The sequence below is a fragment of the Corynebacterium sp. c25Ua_47 genome (genome assembly GCF_039907205.1).
Classification (GTDB): Bacteria; Actinomycetota; Actinomycetes; order Mycobacteriales; family Mycobacteriaceae; genus Corynebacterium; species Corynebacterium hiratae.
This window is the reverse complement of record NZ_JASBOH010000007.1, coordinates 102,551-117,312: the sequence shown is the minus strand read 5'-3', so window position 1 is coordinate 117,312 and position 14,762 is coordinate 102,551. Positions and strand designations below refer to the sequence as shown.

Below are 14,762 nucleotides of genomic sequence, written 5' to 3'. Positions count from 1 at the left end.
AGCCATGGCTGTAAAAAGTATCGAAGAGATGTGGGCTCCTTTTCGGATTTCCATCCAGGTGGGTGACCTGACCCTGCGGGTGCTGCGCGATAGCGACATTGCTGCCATCCACGGTGTTAGTGCGGCTGAGATTTTCGGTGAGCCGCTTCCGGAGTACACGTTCCCCTGGCTGAAAGAGAAGCCGGACCCGAGCTTCCGGTGGGCGCACCGCGCGCAGATGTCCCCGGAAGAATGGTCGCTCGACTTCGGAGTGCATCTTGATGGTGAGATCATCGGCTCGGTGGATCTGCGGGCGAAGAGTTTTCCCGATAACCATGAGGTCGTAACCGGATCGTGGATCTACCACCGCCTTCAGGGCCGCGGGATAGGGACGCAGGTTCGCCATGCCGCTGCGGTCTTCTGTTTTGATTACTTGGGCGCGTGCCAGTTGCGCTCCGAGTGGGACCCCGGCAATGAAGCTTCCCAGGCTGTATCACGCAAGCTGGGCTACATCATCGAAGGCAACAAGGCCGTGCTGCGCAAAGAGGACTACCAGCCGGGGCCGGAAGTAACTGTCAGTGGCATGAGCGAGGAGCTGGGCGAGCTGCTTGGGGTGAGGTGCCCTAAGTGACGAAAGTATGACCGACCATTCGCTGGGGCCCGAAAAGTTTGGCAACTAGGGCAGTAGGAACAGCAAGGTTTCCGTGAAAACAAGTGAATTGTCGCCTGTTTTCACGGAAACTTAGGCGTTTTCCTCGTTGTCGAAGCGCTTGCGCAAATCCCGCACGTACTCGCCCACCTCGGGGCCTTCGTACTCGCCGACGACCTCGGAGACCTCGCCCACCGAGCGAATCTGACCGTGGTCGATCCACAAGGCGGTATCGCACAGCTGCGCCAGGAAGTCATTGGAGTGGGAAGCAAAGACTAGGATGCCGGAGCGTTTCACCAGGTCCTGGAGGCGGACGCGAGCCTTGGCCATGAAGGCGGCGTCGACGGCGCCGATTCCTTCGTCGAGAAGCAGGATCTCCGGCTCAATGGAGGTCACCACACCCAGTGCTAGGCGCACACGCATACCGGTGGAGTAGGTACGCAGCGGCATGGAGAGGTAATCACCCAGCTCAGAGAACTCGGCGATTTCATCCATCTTGGCCTTCATCTGCTTGATGGTCTGGCCCAAGAAGAGGCCGCGGATGATGATGTTGTCATAGCCGGAAACCTCCGGGTCCATACCCACGCCGAGGTCGAAGACTGGGGCAACGCGCCCGCGGACGTCGGCAGCACCGCGCGTAGGTTCGTAGATGCCGGAGAGCAGGCGCAGCAGAGTGGTTTTGCCCGCGCCGTTGTGGCCGACGAGGCCGACGCGGTCGCCCTCACGCAGGTGGAGGTTGATGTCTTTGAGCGCTTCCACCATGACCACGTTCTGGTCATTTTTGCCAATGGAGCCACCGGCCGTGGAGAGCATCGCCTTCTTGAGTGAACGGGATTTGGCATCAAAGATGGGAAAGTCCACGCAAGCGTTATACGTATCAATGGAAACCATGGACGATCCTTTCTAGACCCAGTAGGAGACACGGAAGCGCCACTGGCGCATGGCCAGTCCGGCGATGAGCAGGCCGGCGACGGTGCAGCCGATGACGATAAGCCAGTGATAACCGGCAACGGGTTCACCAATCATGGGGGCGCGGATGATCTCCATGTAGTGATAGAGCGGATTGATCTCAGCGATGCGCGCGCGGCTGGCCACGGCACCTCCCTGTTCCTTCAGGGTGTTGGTCATCCACACGATAGGCGTGACGTAGAAGAGCAGCTGGGTTAGAGCCTCCAGCAGCGGGGCAACGTCACGAAAGCGGGTGGCGATGATGCCGAAGAACATGGCGACCCACACGCCGTTGACCAAGAAGAGCGCCAGCGCCGGGATGAACAGGAAGAACTCCCAGCCCAGGTGGCGCGGGAAAATAATGATGAGCAGCAGCCAGATGATGAGGTTGTGGCCCAAGAAGAGGGTTTGCCGCCACACTAAGCGGTAGACGTGCACCGATAGTGGTGCGGGCAGCTGTTTGATCAAGCCCTCGTTGTCGATGAAGACCGTTGAGCCTTCCTTGATGGCGCCCGAAATGAAGTTCCACATAATCAGGCCCACGGTCACGTGGGGCAGGAATTCTGCAACCGGGATCTGGAAGAGCATGGAGTACAGCAGACCAAGCGCCGCGGCCATGACACCGGTCGCGATGGTGATCCAGAACGGACCCAGCACTGAGCGGCGGTAGCGCTGCTTGATGTCTTGGATGCCCAGCTTGAACCACAGCTCGCGCTGGCGAGCGCCTTGCAGGAGATCGGCGAAGGCCGCCGACATCGTCATGGAACGCGAGGCCGGCTCCTCACCGGGTGCAGGCGCGGAGGTCATGCGGGCGACGTCGTCACGCAGGTTTTTCTTGTCTTGCACGCCCTTCACCCTAGCGCGCACATCCGCCAAAAACCTACACACACGCCCTTAACCTGGGAAAACACGAGCGAGCTGGGAAAATCTCGGGTTAGGAAAGATTTACGTAGGGCGTATAGAGTAGGGAGTCGATCGGACGATTCGAGGAAGGGTTGAAGCATGACGGAACAGTATGACGTCGCCAGCGTGCGAGGTCTTTACACTGGGCTGTCCGATGGTTGGACCTACCTGAACGCGCACGCCGCGCCGCAGATTGCGGAACGCGTGGCCTCTGGTGTTGCCCGTTCTTTCCGAATGTCCGCCACGGTGAAGCCTCTGGAGGATGCCGTGGGCGCGCACTCGGCGCACCACGACCCAGGGGAGCTCCACGCGGCGGACATGTATGACTCCGCGCGCCGGGCAGTGGCGGATCTCACGGGGGCGACAGCGCAGCGCGTCATCCTGGGCCCGTCGCTGCCGGTGCTGTATCAATCTCTGGGAGTCGCACTGCGCCCGCTGTTGCGCCGCCAGTCCTCGGTGGTGCTCTCCCGTTTTGATTCTCCAGAGCTCACGCGCCCGTTTGCGCACGTGGGCGCCGATACTCGGTGGTCACAGCCAGACCTGGGCACGGGCGAGCTGCCGGCGTTCCAATACGCTGATCTGGTGGATGGCTCTACGCGGTTTGTTGCTTTTTCGGCTGCCCATGAGCTGCTGGGCACGGTCACGCCGGCGTCGGAGATTATTGATACGGTCCATGAGCGCTCGCGCGCCTGGGTGCTTGTCGACGTCTCCTCGATCGCCCCCTACCGTCTCCTCGACTTTGATGCGATTGGGGCGGATATCCTCGGCGTGGATGTGGGTGCTCTCGGTGGCCCGCAGATGGCAGCGCTGGTCTTCCGCGATACCGCGATGTTCCGCCGCCTCGATGAGCTTGTCGTTGGCCCGGTTTCCGCGGGCTTGGCGGGTGGCGTTGGCCCCCTGGTGGACCATTTGGCGGAACTCGCCGGCGGGGAGCGGGGTTCGCGCCGCGTGCGCCTGACGCGTTCGATGCAAGCTCTCTCCGGCTATATGGAGGATCTCACCGGGGATCTTTACAGCTTGTTGGGCACGCTGCCGGCCGTTCACATCCTGGGTGTGACCGGTGAGGCAGCTGCCGACGCCTCCGATGACCGCCTCCCGCGTCTCACCTTCGCCGTGCGCGATGTTCCGGCGGATGTGATTCACCGCCGGCTCTTCGACAATGGCTTGGTCATTACGATCGCCCCGCACACCCCACTGCTCACGGAGATGGGCGTGGAGGAGGTCGGCGGTGCCGTCACGGTCTCGCTGAGCCCGTTCAGCACGTACCACGACGTAGAGCACCTCACCCGCGTCGTGGCGTCGCTGGCTTAGACCTCGAGGACGAGCTTGCCCGTGACCTCGCCGGAGTCGAGGGCTTTGTGGGCTTCGGCGGCGCGAGCAAGCGCATACGTCGCGTGCAGGTGGTGCTTGACGCTGCCGTCTTCCAACCAAGGCCAGACATTTTTGACGGTGTCCGCAACGATGGCGGCCTTGCCCTCCAACGAGCGGGAGCGCAGCGTGGTGCCCTGCAGGGTCAGGCGCTTGTTGAGGAGGATACCCATGTTGAGCTCGGCCTTTGTTCCGCCCTGCATGCCGATGGTGACCATGTGGCCGCCCTTGGCTAGCGCGATGAGGTTCTTCTTGAGGTACTTCGCACCCATGATGTCGAGGATGACATCGCACTGGTTCTTCAGTTCCTCGGCGAAGTCCTGCTCGTTGTAGTTGATGAGGATGTCCGCGCCGAGCTCCTTGCAGGTCTCGAGCTTTTCTGCGGATCCTGCCGTCACGGCGACGGTGGCGCCGAGTTGCTTCGCCACCTGGATGGCGAAGGTGCCGATGCCGCCCGCGCCGCCGTGGATGAGGATGGTCTGGCCTTCCGTGAGACCAGCCTCCATCGCGATGTTGGACCACACGGTGCAGGCCACCTCGATGACGGAGGCGGCCTCGGCAAAGGAATAGCCACGGGGGATGGGCAGCAGCTGGCCCTTGGGTACGGCGACGTATTCGGCATAGCCGCCGCCGGCCAGCAGTGCGCCGACCTTGGAGCCAACCTCGACGTCGGTGTTGCCTGCATCGACGACCTCGCCTGCGACTTCGAGGCCGATAATCTCCGATGCGCCCTGCGGCGGCGGGTAGTGTCCGCGGGCCTGGAGCAGGTCGGCGCGGTTTACGCCGGCGGCTTTGACCTTAACGAGGACTTCGCCGTCTTGGAGTTGTGGTTTATTGGTTTCCCCCAACTCCAGCGAGTGTGGGTCTTCCAGGTTGGTCTGAATGATGGCTTTCATGCCACACCACCGTACTTAAATCCAATCATCCTCGACGAGGAACGCATTGACCGTGATAGCAGCAGCATTGGCCTGGCCCATGGCCATCGCCACCTGTGCGCCTGGATTGACCACGTTGCCCACCGCCCAGACGCGCGGGTGGCTGGTGGCACCGGTGAGATCAGCCTCGATCAGGCTGCCGCCCATCGCCGGTGGCGGACTGTGGCGCTCGAGGTTGAGGTCAGCGAGGAACTCATCGTGGGGGCGGGGAATGGGCATGTAGAACAGCGCATCGACGGTATGAGTTGTACTCCCAACCAGGACTTTTCCGTCCTGGAAGGCGGTGACGGGGCCGTCGATAAGCGCAATGCCCCGCCGAGTCAGGTCCACGCGCTGCTCGTCGGTGAACTCCATTCCGTTGGTGAAGAAGGTGATGTCCTTCGACCACTGGCGCAGCGTTGCCGCATGGTGGAAGGAGAACTCGCCGATGCAGAGCACGCCGAGCTTCTTGTCCGCTACCTCGTATCCGTGGCAGTACGGGCAGTGGAGGACCGTATCTCCCCAGTTTTCTTCGAGGCCCGGGATGTTGGGGTGCTCGTCGTCCACGCCGCTGGCGACGATGATGGAGCGGGCTGCGACGGTTTCGCCGTTGCTCAACGTGGCGGTGAGCGTGCGGTCATTATCGGTGACGGAATCCACGGTGGCGTTTATGATCTGCGCGCCATAGCTGCGCAGCTGCTCCTTGCCGCGCTCCTGGAACTCAAGCGGTGGTGTGCCTTCGAGGGCGATGACACCGTGGATTTCGTGGGCGAAGCGGTTGCGGGGAGTGGCGGAATCAACAACGAGGACACTGCGGCGGGCACGGACCATGACCAGTGCTGCCTGAAGGCCGGCCGCGCCACCGCCGATGATGAGGGTATCTACTGTCTGCATGGGCCCGAGTAAACCAGAAGAGGGCCCAGCGGCGGTGGAGGGCACCTTGGGTATCCTTTGGGTGTCGTTGAGTCTTGAAGGAGCAAGAAAGTAGCATGACCCACCCCTCCGCTGTCTCTCAGGAGGGCATCCGATCCCGTGCCCTGCGTTTCGCACCGCGCCGCTCGGACTGGTCCCGCGCGACGATCGGGCGCGACCTTTCGGCAGGCCTCATGGTGGCCCTCGTCGCACTGCCCCTCGCGCTCGGCTTCGGCGTTGCGTCCGGTGTTGGCGCCGCAGCCGGAATTACGACGGCCATCGTCGCGGGCATCTTGGCCGCGGTCTTCGGTGGTAGCAATGTTCAGGTAAGCGGCCCGACCGGCGCAATGACCGTCGTGTTAATCCCCATCGTGGCCGACCATGGTGCCGATGGGGTGCTCGTTGTCGGCGTGCTGGCGGGACTCATGCTGCTCTTACTGGCATTCACCGGCGCTGGCCGCGCGATGAAGTACATGCCTTTGCCTGTCGTCGAAGGTTTCACAGCCGGTATTGCGGTGATCATCGGCCTCCAACAGCTGCCTGCTGCACTCGGTGTTGACGTCGACGGCGAGAAGGTCCTCGGGTTGGCGTGGGGCGCAATCAAAGCTTGGTTAGATGCCCCGGGATGGCAGGCGCCAGTGATGACCCTCGCGGTGGCGGCCGGAATCGTGGTTGCGGCGCGCGTTCGTAGTGGCTTTCCCGCGGCGCTGGTGTTGGTAGCTGCCGCGACGGCCATCAACATGCTGGCAGACAGTAACCTGAAGACAATCGGCTACATCCCGTCGACGTTGCCTGCTCCGCGCTTGCCGCACATCCCGTGGGAGCACCTGGATTCCTTGCTGTTGGCAGCGGTCGCCGTCGCAGCTCTCGGTGCGTTGGAATCGTTGCTGTCTGCGACGGTCGCCGACGCAATGACCGTCGGTGACCGGCACGATCCTGACCGCGAGCTCTTTGGGCAGGGCGTGGCCAATGTCGTCGCGCCCCTGTTCGGCGGAATCCCCGCGACCGCCGCGATCGCCCGAACTGCCGTCAACGTGCGGGCCGGCGCAGGTACGCGCCTGGCGGCGGTGTTCCATTCGCTGCTTTTGCTCGTCGCAGTGCTCGTCGCGGCCCGGTGGGTGGGCGAGATTCCTCTCGCTGCGCTTGCCGGCGTGCTTATCGCCACTGCGATCCAGATGATCCATCCGCGGAACCTCCGCTCGGTGATGCGCGCCACCAAGGGCGACGGGGTCACCCTGCTTATTACGGCTGCCGCCACCGTCGTGTTCGACCTTGTCGTCGCCGTGCTCATTGGCCTTGTAATAGCGGGCTTCTTCGCGCTGCGCGATACCGCCCGCACGGCGGTGTTAGAGGCCGCTCCACTGGAGACAGGAGACCACCGCGACAAGGAACGCGAACTCCTCGATGAGCACATCGCCGCCTTCCGCTTGGAAGGCCCACTCTTCTTTGGCGCAGCGCACGATTTCCTCCTCGATCTCGCTGATGCTTCGTCGGTCAAGGTTGTCGTGCTCCGCATGCGCTATGTCACGACGATTGACGCCACTGGCGCCCAGATGCTCGCTGACACGATCGGGCGCCTTGAACGTCACGGCACCCGGGTCCTACTCTCAGCCACGAAGCCCGAACATGTTCCGGTGTTGCGCGAACTCGGCGTATTTGACCAGCTTGCGCACGAGAATCACGTCTTCGACGACACTCTCGACGCCATCGCCCACGCCCGACTGCATGTCTCGCGCATTCAGCATGAGGAGTCGGATGGCGCACCCGCGGCGTCGCAAAGCAATCAGTAGGACGAGTAGCGCTGACGAAGAACCAAAACCGCACCACTTCAGCACCGATGAAGTATTCGCTGAGCTCGACTCAGCGTCACTTGTCGAAAAGCAACTCGATCGGCTCCGTTTCCCGCGATTCGTGGTCCCAAACGTAGAAGCTGTCATCGCTTGGCAGGAGAACAATCGCGTTGCCTTCCTGATCCTCTGCGACGACGATGGCGTCCTGCGGGAATCCGTCGGCCTGGGAGCGCCACGTTTCGGTTTCCTTGACCACGTGATTCGCCGAGCGCGCGAGACGGCGGCGGTCAGAATCGTCGTACACCGGGTAGAGGAACCAGTATCCCTCGTCGGCATCGTCGATTTCGCCGCCGTTCTCCGACATCAGACGCTGCCGCAAGTCGTCCGGGAAGGTGCGGCCCAATGCTTCCTCAGCAGCGCGGATTCGTGATTCATCAACCGGGAATGCCATGCGAGCAGTGTATCTCGAAATCCCAGTCCTCCGCTACACACGTCCTACCGCAGGGCGGTCTTATTGCAACCGCCTGGCACCCCTATGCGAAGACACGTAAGCTGAGCGACAAATACGGCTTGCTACGGGCAAAGGGCACTGGCTTGGAGGCGTAGATGGAAAGGGTTTTCTCCAGAGAGACCACGCTCGTGGACAACCGGCTCACGCTCGCACTCGCGCCCGGGCTGGGGCTTGATGGGCCCACCGCGGCCCCAAGTTTCTTTCACGGATTCGCAACCCACCCGCAGGTGCTCGCACGCGGGCTCGTAACACTAGCGGACATCACCGCCACCCGCTATTACAACTTCTCCCCGATGTCGGAGCGCGACCCGATCCTTTCCGCACACGGCGATCGTCTGCGGGCTGAGTGTTTTTCGGGGTGCAACGCCGTCTATGCGTGCTTTGAGGTGATGAGCTCGGGCCTTGACGGTGGAGACATCGGGCGAGGCACCACCAACGTCGACATCGGCCCAAAGTCCAGAGTGATGCTGTCCAATCTGCCGCGCCATGAACTCCTGCACGTCGACGTCGGCACAGAGGGGCTGCGGGCGGCGACGCTGACAGCGTCCACGATTGAGCGCCCCGTAACCATGCCATCACGCTGGGTGCCCGCACTAGGAAACGCGGCGCAGTCACAACAAGGTTTCGTCGAGGCGTTCCGAGTGCCGGCCTCGGGTGCACGCCGATTCCTTGCCGGATTGCCGCCCGCGAGTGCGTCCGGGCATTCAGCCTGGCTGTCCTCATCCCGTGGCGCGATAAAGGTCAGTGCGGTGGCGACGCCGGGAGCGGTGCTGGTCAGCGGCCTGCAGCGGCTAAGCGCCTTGAAACGGCTATTGCCCCACGCACAAGGACTCATCGTCCACGGCCCCGCCGACGAGCACACCGTTGGAGCAATGATTACGCTGCTGCTCCCGGACGCCCGGCTCACCTTGGGGCTCACCGACAAGGAATGGCGCGGCTACTCCGGCGAAGGCTCCCTACTGGCCTCCCTAGCCGAACCGAACGTCGCGGAAGACGCCGACTTAGTGAGCGCGATCTTGGCTTTTGAACCGATCATTGACGTGCACCGCCTTACCAAGGACACCGCGCTTCCCAAGGCCCGGGTGAAGGCCGCGCTGGCGGTGCTCGCGGCCTCTGGCCGCGTGGGCTGGGACGTCAACGACCAAGCCTATTTCCACCGCGAGCTGCCCGACACTCCCGAACGTGTGGGAAAAGACAACCCACGGTTGACTGCAGCACAGAAGCTCGTGTCCGCCGGTGCCGTGCGCAGCGCCGGGTCGGATGCTTGGATCGTCGCATCCGGCGACGCCGAATACGGCGTGCGGCTCGGCCCCGATCCTGATGTGCCCGAGAAGGGTGCCACCTGCAGTTGCACCTGGTATCTCTCACATGCTGGCGACCGTGGGCCGTGCAAGCACGTTCTCGCCGTCATGTTGACACATAAATCGGCCAGCCCCACCGAACGACAGGGACTCGAATGGCAGTGAATCCGAGGCTGAATGAGGCCGTTGAAATCTTCCGCGAATTAGGTTGGGACAAGGCTGATGTCGCCGATGCACCAACACTGCCACTAGGCACGCAAGAACAACAGAAAGCGGCCCTCGCCGGACTAAAAACCGGCGACTGGGGTGAGTACGGGAGAATCCGATCAAACTATATCGGCTGGATCAGCGCGGTGGACGGCAACGAAACCATGCTCGCTCTGTTCGCGTTGCGCCTCGGCGTAATCCCACCCAGAGCAGTATCGCTACTGCAGTACACCGACGATGTTGTTTTGGCTAGATGTGTTGCCCAACGCGGCGAGGCTTACGCCGTCACATTCATCGATGAGGTGTGCATCCCTCGCCTGAGGGTGTCTGAGCACTCCCTGTCCGCACATGGTGAGGCAGCCGTCCGATTGGTATGCGAGATGAGGTTATCCGTCCCAAACAAGGTCGGCTACCTCCAAGACTGGTCCATCGTTGCGCTCGCGGCACTTACTGGTGACGTTGACAACATCACGTTTCCTGAAAAACATGTGCTCCCGACTTTTGAAGAACTGCGTCCTTCGTTTGAGGAGCACTGGCAGGCCACGCTGCGTTCGGGAGCACCGATGACGGGGACCTTCGGCAAGCTGCTTGCGGCTGCGGTCAAGGCAGGGCTGATCGAGCGCGACGCGGGAATAGAGCAGCTTTTCATGTCTTTGGACGCGGCGGCGCGCCCTAGTGACCGTAAAGAACTCACGTCGTTGATCGTGAACGACATAGCGGTGACCGACGATGAACTGGTCGCCCGCACCGACGCGCTGATCCCCGTCCTAAGTCATGGTGAAGGGCCGGTCGTCGAGGGCTTCGCTCCTCGACTGATTGCGAATGTGGCCGACGATCTGGTGGGCGAAGTAGCTCTGGCTTGTCTTTATGCGAAGACGAAGAAGGCAGTGCGACAAGTGTTGACTGCTTTGAAGCAGCGAGACTTTCCCGGGCAGACCAGCGCTGAGCTACTGTACGAGAGGCTAAGTGAACTCGCCCAGTCCTCCGACACGGCCACGGTCAAGTTGGCCGAGGCGGTGCTGACAAAGTGGAACATGAGCCCCGCAGCCCCAAGCGACGAGCCCGAGGTCACCGGGCTGTGGCAGCCCACTCCAGAGCTGTGGAGCGTCCCACGATTTGAGGTGGGTGAGGTCACCCCGGAGGCGTTGACCGAAGCGCTTCGCGTGTTGACATCTCGCGGTGACGTTGCTGCGTTCGGCTTGGAGGCAGACCGATTCCTGGCGCTGGCGGTCGCGCTGGCTAACCACAGCATGGACGACACCCGCAGGGCGCTGCATGGTATCTCGTCGGTGTACTGGGCAGACGCCGTCCACAACTGGTTGGCGGGCAAGCCGGCGCGGCCCTGGTGGCAAACAGAATTTACCCTGTGGGACGTGCATCTTCAGAGCACATTGGACCACCTCGGGCAGATCCCGTGCCTGCTGTCACAGCCATCGCGGGTGGATCTGAGTGTCGAGTTCGAGGATCTGGTTGCATCCCTGGAAAAGTATGCGTCCGCGGGCGTCCCAGTGCTGCAAGCTGACCTGGTTTTGGCGCTAGCTCGCCTGGATGTGACGAAAGCGGACGCTAACCCGGACCTGCCCGAGGTCCGGGTGAAGTTGATGGACGGCAAACAGCTGGTTCGCAGCGCGGACCGAGTAATCACGTCCTACCTGAAGAGACCATTCGTCATTCCGGATGCGCCTTCTACCCTGTCAGATCACGATGACAGCTTTGTCTGGCCCAAGTCATTGGTCGGGTTGAACCGCAAGATGTACCTCGAAACCCGGATCGGCACCTACTTCGGGGTGTTCCCCAACTGGGGTGATGCCCTGAACGTTTACCTTCATCGGCGCGATCCGCACGTGGCGTCAGTCATGGCTCGGCAGCTGGCTCTTAGCGCCAAGCCACTGGGGCCCGGCGCGGCGGTGAATCTGCTTGCGGTCCAGCGTCACGGACGCCCGGAGCATGCCACCGAGTCAGCGTTGGCACTGCAAAAAGCCTGGGAGCGTGGGCTGTTAGTGCCCGGCGTGGCCGATATCGACTACCTCGACTGGGACGGGCAGCTGCGCAACATCGGATCATTCGTCGAGTCATTGCGCGAGGCTGCGGATCGGGGCATGTTGTCAGTTGTCTGGCCGGTATTGGACGACGTGCTCGTCGCCTCTCTCAAAGCCCCGCGGATGTTGGCAGGCACCGCCGAGGCGGCTCAGGCGATGCAGGACTACGTCGGCGAGGTGCTGGCTGCGGTCACTGAGGGTGTTGCACCGGCGTCAGCGCTGGACGTGCCGGGGGTACGCGCGCTCGCGGCTCGGAAAGGTACTTCAAAGGCGGTTGACGCGGCCAGGGGCGTCGTCAAGCACCTGCCCGACCAGCAGGCAGAACCCCAGCAGCTTGCTGCGCCTGCCCTCGACACGGCGCTTTTCAAAAAGATCTGGCCGGCAGCGGCCGGGACCAAGCCGAACATCCCGGATGGGGCGACGTATTCGCTTCGCGAGGCAGGTTCGAACACAAAGCAGCCCCACCTGCAACTCGACATGGTTGTTCCCAGCTACCCGGCGTCCGTATTCGAGATTAAAAGCCCGACCAGAGAGTTCCTTGAAATCAGGAATTTGGGGCAGGCTATTTCCAAGCGCGTGAGCCAGGCCGAGCCGGAAGGCAAGGAAAGCTGGCTCTATTGGGACGGCGACGCCCTGGTTGCAGACGATTCCAGAAACCGGAGCGAGGCTACACCTGAGCTTTCCGACGCGCTTATTGCGGTATTGATCGCTTACACAGGGGTTCGCGCCGACAACGTCCACCAGAAGCGGGAATGGGCAGCGGAACGGCTACAAGAATTGGCCGAAAAGGAGGCCTACGGCTCCGCAGCAGTAAAAGCCGCCACGATCGGATTGCTGCCATACCACGAGGTGTGGAGCCCGGCGCGGGTGGTGCACACCCTGGAGAAGCAACCTGAGTTGCTGCCATACCTGTGGCCAACGTTGAGCGAACCCCTGCGGTTTGCCGGGAACCTGGACACGATACCGAAGTGGGTGAACCGAGTCCTCGACGTTGTGACGTTGCACGCCGAGATCCTGCTCGAAGCCACCCGCCGCGGCTACATACCGGCTGACGCGTGGGACGGCCTCGACGCGCTGGCAGCGAAGAAAGGTTCGTCTGCAGCACTGAAGAAAGCCCGAGTGCTGGCCAAGTCCTTCGAGACAGTCACGTCCCTGGGGTGACTGGAAACGTCCTTTCAGCACCACCGCTCCCGAGAACCCCGATACTTCCGTTTTGGTTGATGCCGTCGAAGACGCCCACACCCGCGCACTTGCCACAGGCGTCAACATCGCGCCTGCGCTAATGGCCGTGAGCTGAGACCAAGGTGCAATCATTCAAAATAGTTGAAGGGATACCTCTCACTCAGTTGCGGATCGATGCTGTTCAGAAGGTCCGAAACTTCCTGCTCGTGGTCATCGATCTCCTGCCCCTCGGCAAGCTTCTCCTCCAGCTCCGACAACAGGAACCCCATCCTGAGAAAACCAGTGAAATCGATCTTCAAATCGAGGAAGCTCTCTGGCCCTCCGTATTCCCCCTGGTCGTGGTCGAAGAAGAACACTGTCTTGCGCCGTGCACTCAAGAACCACTCATCGCCCTGCCCCGACTGCCCGATAAGCCACAGATCTTCGGGCAAGCCGTCGCCACGTGCTCGCCGATTCCACTCGAGGACCTTCTGATAGCCATACAGAACAATGTCCGGCGTGATACTTACCCCGTCATATCGATGAATGAACTCGGTGTACGTTGCATCGATGTCAGGGATCTTGCCTTTGTTTTTGATGGCGGGATCAAGCTGCTCAAGAGAACTGAAAACCTCGTTGGTCTCAATCAACCTCATAATTTTCTCCTACTCATCCGTGACTGGAGACTGGTCGACGAAAACCACCTCGACGAGCTGAACCTCAGTGAGTTCGCAGTTCCAAAGTTGGACGGCATCGTCGCCCGCCAGCATAACAAGGGCGGTGCCGGACAGAGCTTCCTCGGAGGCGCGGATGCGATTGCCATCGGCAAGGAAGGCCATGCCGGCAGAAAAACCCGAGCCGTCCAATTCCTCCTTCCATCCGAGCCATGCACACCACCTGTCACTCATGCCAACCGGCTCCCCCCACACGAAAAGGGCGGCCCCGGCGAACTCCGGGGCCGCCCTCAAGCGGCCATTCAGCCGATCAGCCAGAGGCTGAACGACGCACTCGGCTACACGTTGAACTTGAACTCCACCACGTTCCGTAGCTGAATAACTTCTTGACTGGCACTCCTCCAGCTGGAAGCGTGAAGGCATGAACATCGAACGCATCGTCCCCAACCTCACGGTGGCAGATCTCCGCAGAAGCGTCGACGAACACGCTGCGGTCCTCGGTCTCGAGGTGGTGATGGATCACGGCTGGATCGTCACACTCGCCGATTCCAGAGGCTGTCAGCTGAATCTCCTCACGAGAGATGCCACAGCCCGCGAGAATCCCGATGTCTCAATCTTCGTCGATGATGTCGAAGCCGCCTACTGTCGCGCTGTCGAGGCAGGTCGCGAGATCGTGCACCCTCTCACGACCGAAGAGTAGGGCGTTACGCGCTTCTTCTACCGCGACGGATCAGGCAACGTCATCAACGTCGGCATGCATTCTCGGTGAGCGCCCCAGAAGCAGGGCGGTGATGGACCGCTAGCCGTGCACCATCTCTTTGCTCGGCCGCTGAGGCACACCGATCGGCACCGCGAGCTTGTTCTGCGTGATGCTGAACCCCTCGATGGAGTCCTCCATGAGGACCTCCCCCGGGTGCACTGGCGGAAGCTTGTTAGTGGTAGTCAACGATTTCACCCTCCTCTGGCTCCGTGATGGTGTAGTCACGCTGAATATGCGCTGTTGCCTGACCCCACTCGCTCGCTTTAACGGACCTACCCCCATAACGCTAAGCATCAAGTTTGAACTCCATAGCTTGGCCATTGCTCAACGAGATGAGCCGAATTCTTCTCCCGCGCCGGAGTCTAGTACTCTGAACGTGTTGCGCGCGGTGCATGCTGACGCGTGACGAGGAGGCGTGGCAGAGCGGCCGAATGCACTGGTCTTGAAAACCAGCGTGGGGAAACTCACCGCGGGTTCAAATCCCGCCGCCTCCGCCAATTGTTTTGGTGATTACACCAAAATCTTGCGTATATTGAGCAGTGGCACTGGGCTATTCTAGTCCCATGGCCAACCGGCAAATATTCCTCCGCCCAGAGTACAGCCACCCAAGCTCGCTGTGGCCGTCTAAAGAACTCATAGTTTCTGG

13 protein-coding genes, 1 tRNA gene and 1 pseudogene are annotated in these 14,762 nt (G+C 61.6%); 7 read left to right on the top strand and 8 right to left on the bottom strand.

Translation table 11 applies throughout. The features are described from left to right. The first annotated feature begins 4 nt into the window (after nucleotides 1-4). A complete protein-coding gene (locus QKE52_RS08190; RefSeq protein WP_175974178.1) occupies nucleotides 5-610 on the top strand; it encodes a GNAT family protein in 606 nt (201 codons plus the stop codon). A gap of 111 nt (nucleotides 611-721) precedes the next feature. Here the strand turns inward: QKE52_RS08190 and QKE52_RS08185 are convergent, their stop codons facing one another. Next, on the bottom strand, nucleotides 722-1,519 hold the full coding sequence (locus tag QKE52_RS08185) for an ABC transporter ATP-binding protein (RefSeq protein ID WP_070681585.1): 798 nt from the start codon (nucleotides 1,517-1,519) through the stop codon (nucleotides 722-724). Nucleotides 1,520-1,531: 12 nt separating this feature from the next. Further along, entirely contained in the window at nucleotides 1,532-2,383 is an 852-nt protein-coding gene (locus QKE52_RS08180; protein ID WP_049156811.1) for an ABC transporter permease, read from the bottom strand. Between the two features lie 195 nt (nucleotides 2,384-2,578). Here QKE52_RS08180 and QKE52_RS08175 point away from each other — a divergent pair, with 195 nt between their 5' ends. After that, nucleotides 2,579-3,790, top strand: a complete 1,212-nt coding sequence (locus QKE52_RS08175; RefSeq protein WP_071409581.1) for an aminotransferase class V-fold PLP-dependent enzyme — start codon at nucleotides 2,579-2,581, stop codon at nucleotides 3,788-3,790. Here QKE52_RS08175 and QKE52_RS08170 read toward each other — a convergent pair. Together QKE52_RS08170 and QKE52_RS08165 are read right to left on the bottom strand one after the other, a co-directional pair. Further along, nucleotides 3,787-4,743, bottom strand: a complete 957-nt coding sequence (locus tag QKE52_RS08170) for an NAD(P)H-quinone oxidoreductase (RefSeq protein WP_347948547.1) — start codon at nucleotides 4,741-4,743, stop codon at nucleotides 3,787-3,789. The genes QKE52_RS08175 and QKE52_RS08170 overlap by 4 nt on opposite strands. A gap of 15 nt (nucleotides 4,744-4,758) precedes the next feature. After that, nucleotides 4,759-5,655: an NAD(P)/FAD-dependent oxidoreductase gene (locus tag QKE52_RS08165; protein ID WP_347948546.1), complete on the bottom strand. Its 897-nt coding sequence runs from the start codon at nucleotides 5,653-5,655 to the stop codon at nucleotides 4,759-4,761. A gap of 95 nt (nucleotides 5,656-5,750) precedes the next feature. Here QKE52_RS08165 and QKE52_RS08160 point away from each other — a divergent pair, with 95 nt between their 5' ends. Next, entirely contained in the window at nucleotides 5,751-7,463 is a 1,713-nt protein-coding gene (locus QKE52_RS08160; protein WP_347948545.1) for a SulP family inorganic anion transporter, read from the top strand. Nucleotides 7,464-7,539: 76 nt separating this feature from the next. On the opposite strand, the gene QKE52_RS08155 is transcribed toward QKE52_RS08160, so the two are convergent. Continuing rightward, nucleotides 7,540-7,914 carry an SMI1/KNR4 family protein gene (locus QKE52_RS08155; RefSeq protein WP_049156773.1) on the bottom strand — a complete coding sequence of 125 codons (375 nt, stop codon included), beginning with the start codon at nucleotides 7,912-7,914 and terminating at the stop codon, nucleotides 7,540-7,542. A gap of 155 nt (nucleotides 7,915-8,069) precedes the next feature. Here QKE52_RS08155 and QKE52_RS08150 point away from each other — a divergent pair, with 155 nt between their 5' ends. Continuing rightward, nucleotides 8,070-9,440 (top strand): SWIM zinc finger family protein, encoded by a 1,371-nt coding sequence (locus QKE52_RS08150; protein WP_347948544.1) that lies wholly within the window; start codon nucleotides 8,070-8,072, stop codon nucleotides 9,438-9,440. Continuing rightward, nucleotides 9,431-12,682: a hypothetical protein gene (locus QKE52_RS08145; RefSeq protein ID WP_347948543.1), complete on the top strand. Its 3,252-nt coding sequence runs from the start codon at nucleotides 9,431-9,433 to the stop codon at nucleotides 12,680-12,682. Before QKE52_RS08150 ends, QKE52_RS08145 begins: the two co-directional genes overlap by 10 nt. A 149-nt stretch (nucleotides 12,683-12,831) precedes the next feature. On the opposite strand, the gene QKE52_RS08140 is transcribed toward QKE52_RS08145, so the two are convergent. Together QKE52_RS08140 and QKE52_RS08135 are read right to left on the bottom strand one after the other, a co-directional pair. Next, the gene (locus QKE52_RS08140) at nucleotides 12,832-13,338 is read right to left on the bottom strand and encodes an SMI1/KNR4 family protein (RefSeq protein WP_049156784.1); all 507 of its coding nucleotides are present in this window, start codon (nucleotides 13,336-13,338) and stop codon (nucleotides 12,832-12,834) included. Nucleotides 13,339-13,347: 9 nt separating this feature from the next. After that, on the bottom strand, nucleotides 13,348-13,590 hold the full coding sequence (locus tag QKE52_RS08135; protein WP_141756288.1) for a hypothetical protein: 243 nt from the start codon (nucleotides 13,588-13,590) through the stop codon (nucleotides 13,348-13,350). A gap of 187 nt (nucleotides 13,591-13,777) precedes the next feature. Here QKE52_RS08135 and QKE52_RS08130 point away from each other — a divergent pair, with 187 nt between their 5' ends. Then, nucleotides 13,778-14,056, top strand: coding sequence for a VOC family protein (locus QKE52_RS08130; protein WP_308409928.1), 279 nt, complete (start codon nucleotides 13,778-13,780; stop codon nucleotides 14,054-14,056). Nucleotides 14,057-14,158: 102 nt separating this feature from the next. Here the strand turns inward: QKE52_RS08130 and QKE52_RS08125 are convergent. Next, nucleotides 14,159-14,302: pseudogene (locus QKE52_RS08125) on the bottom strand (addiction module antidote protein, HigA family); the annotation flags it as partial. Nucleotides 14,303-14,525: 223 nt separating this feature from the next. Here QKE52_RS08125 and QKE52_RS08120 point away from each other — a divergent pair. Next, nucleotides 14,526-14,613: transfer RNA gene (locus tag QKE52_RS08120), tRNA-Ser, on the top strand. Nucleotides 14,614-14,762 lie beyond the last annotated feature (149 nt).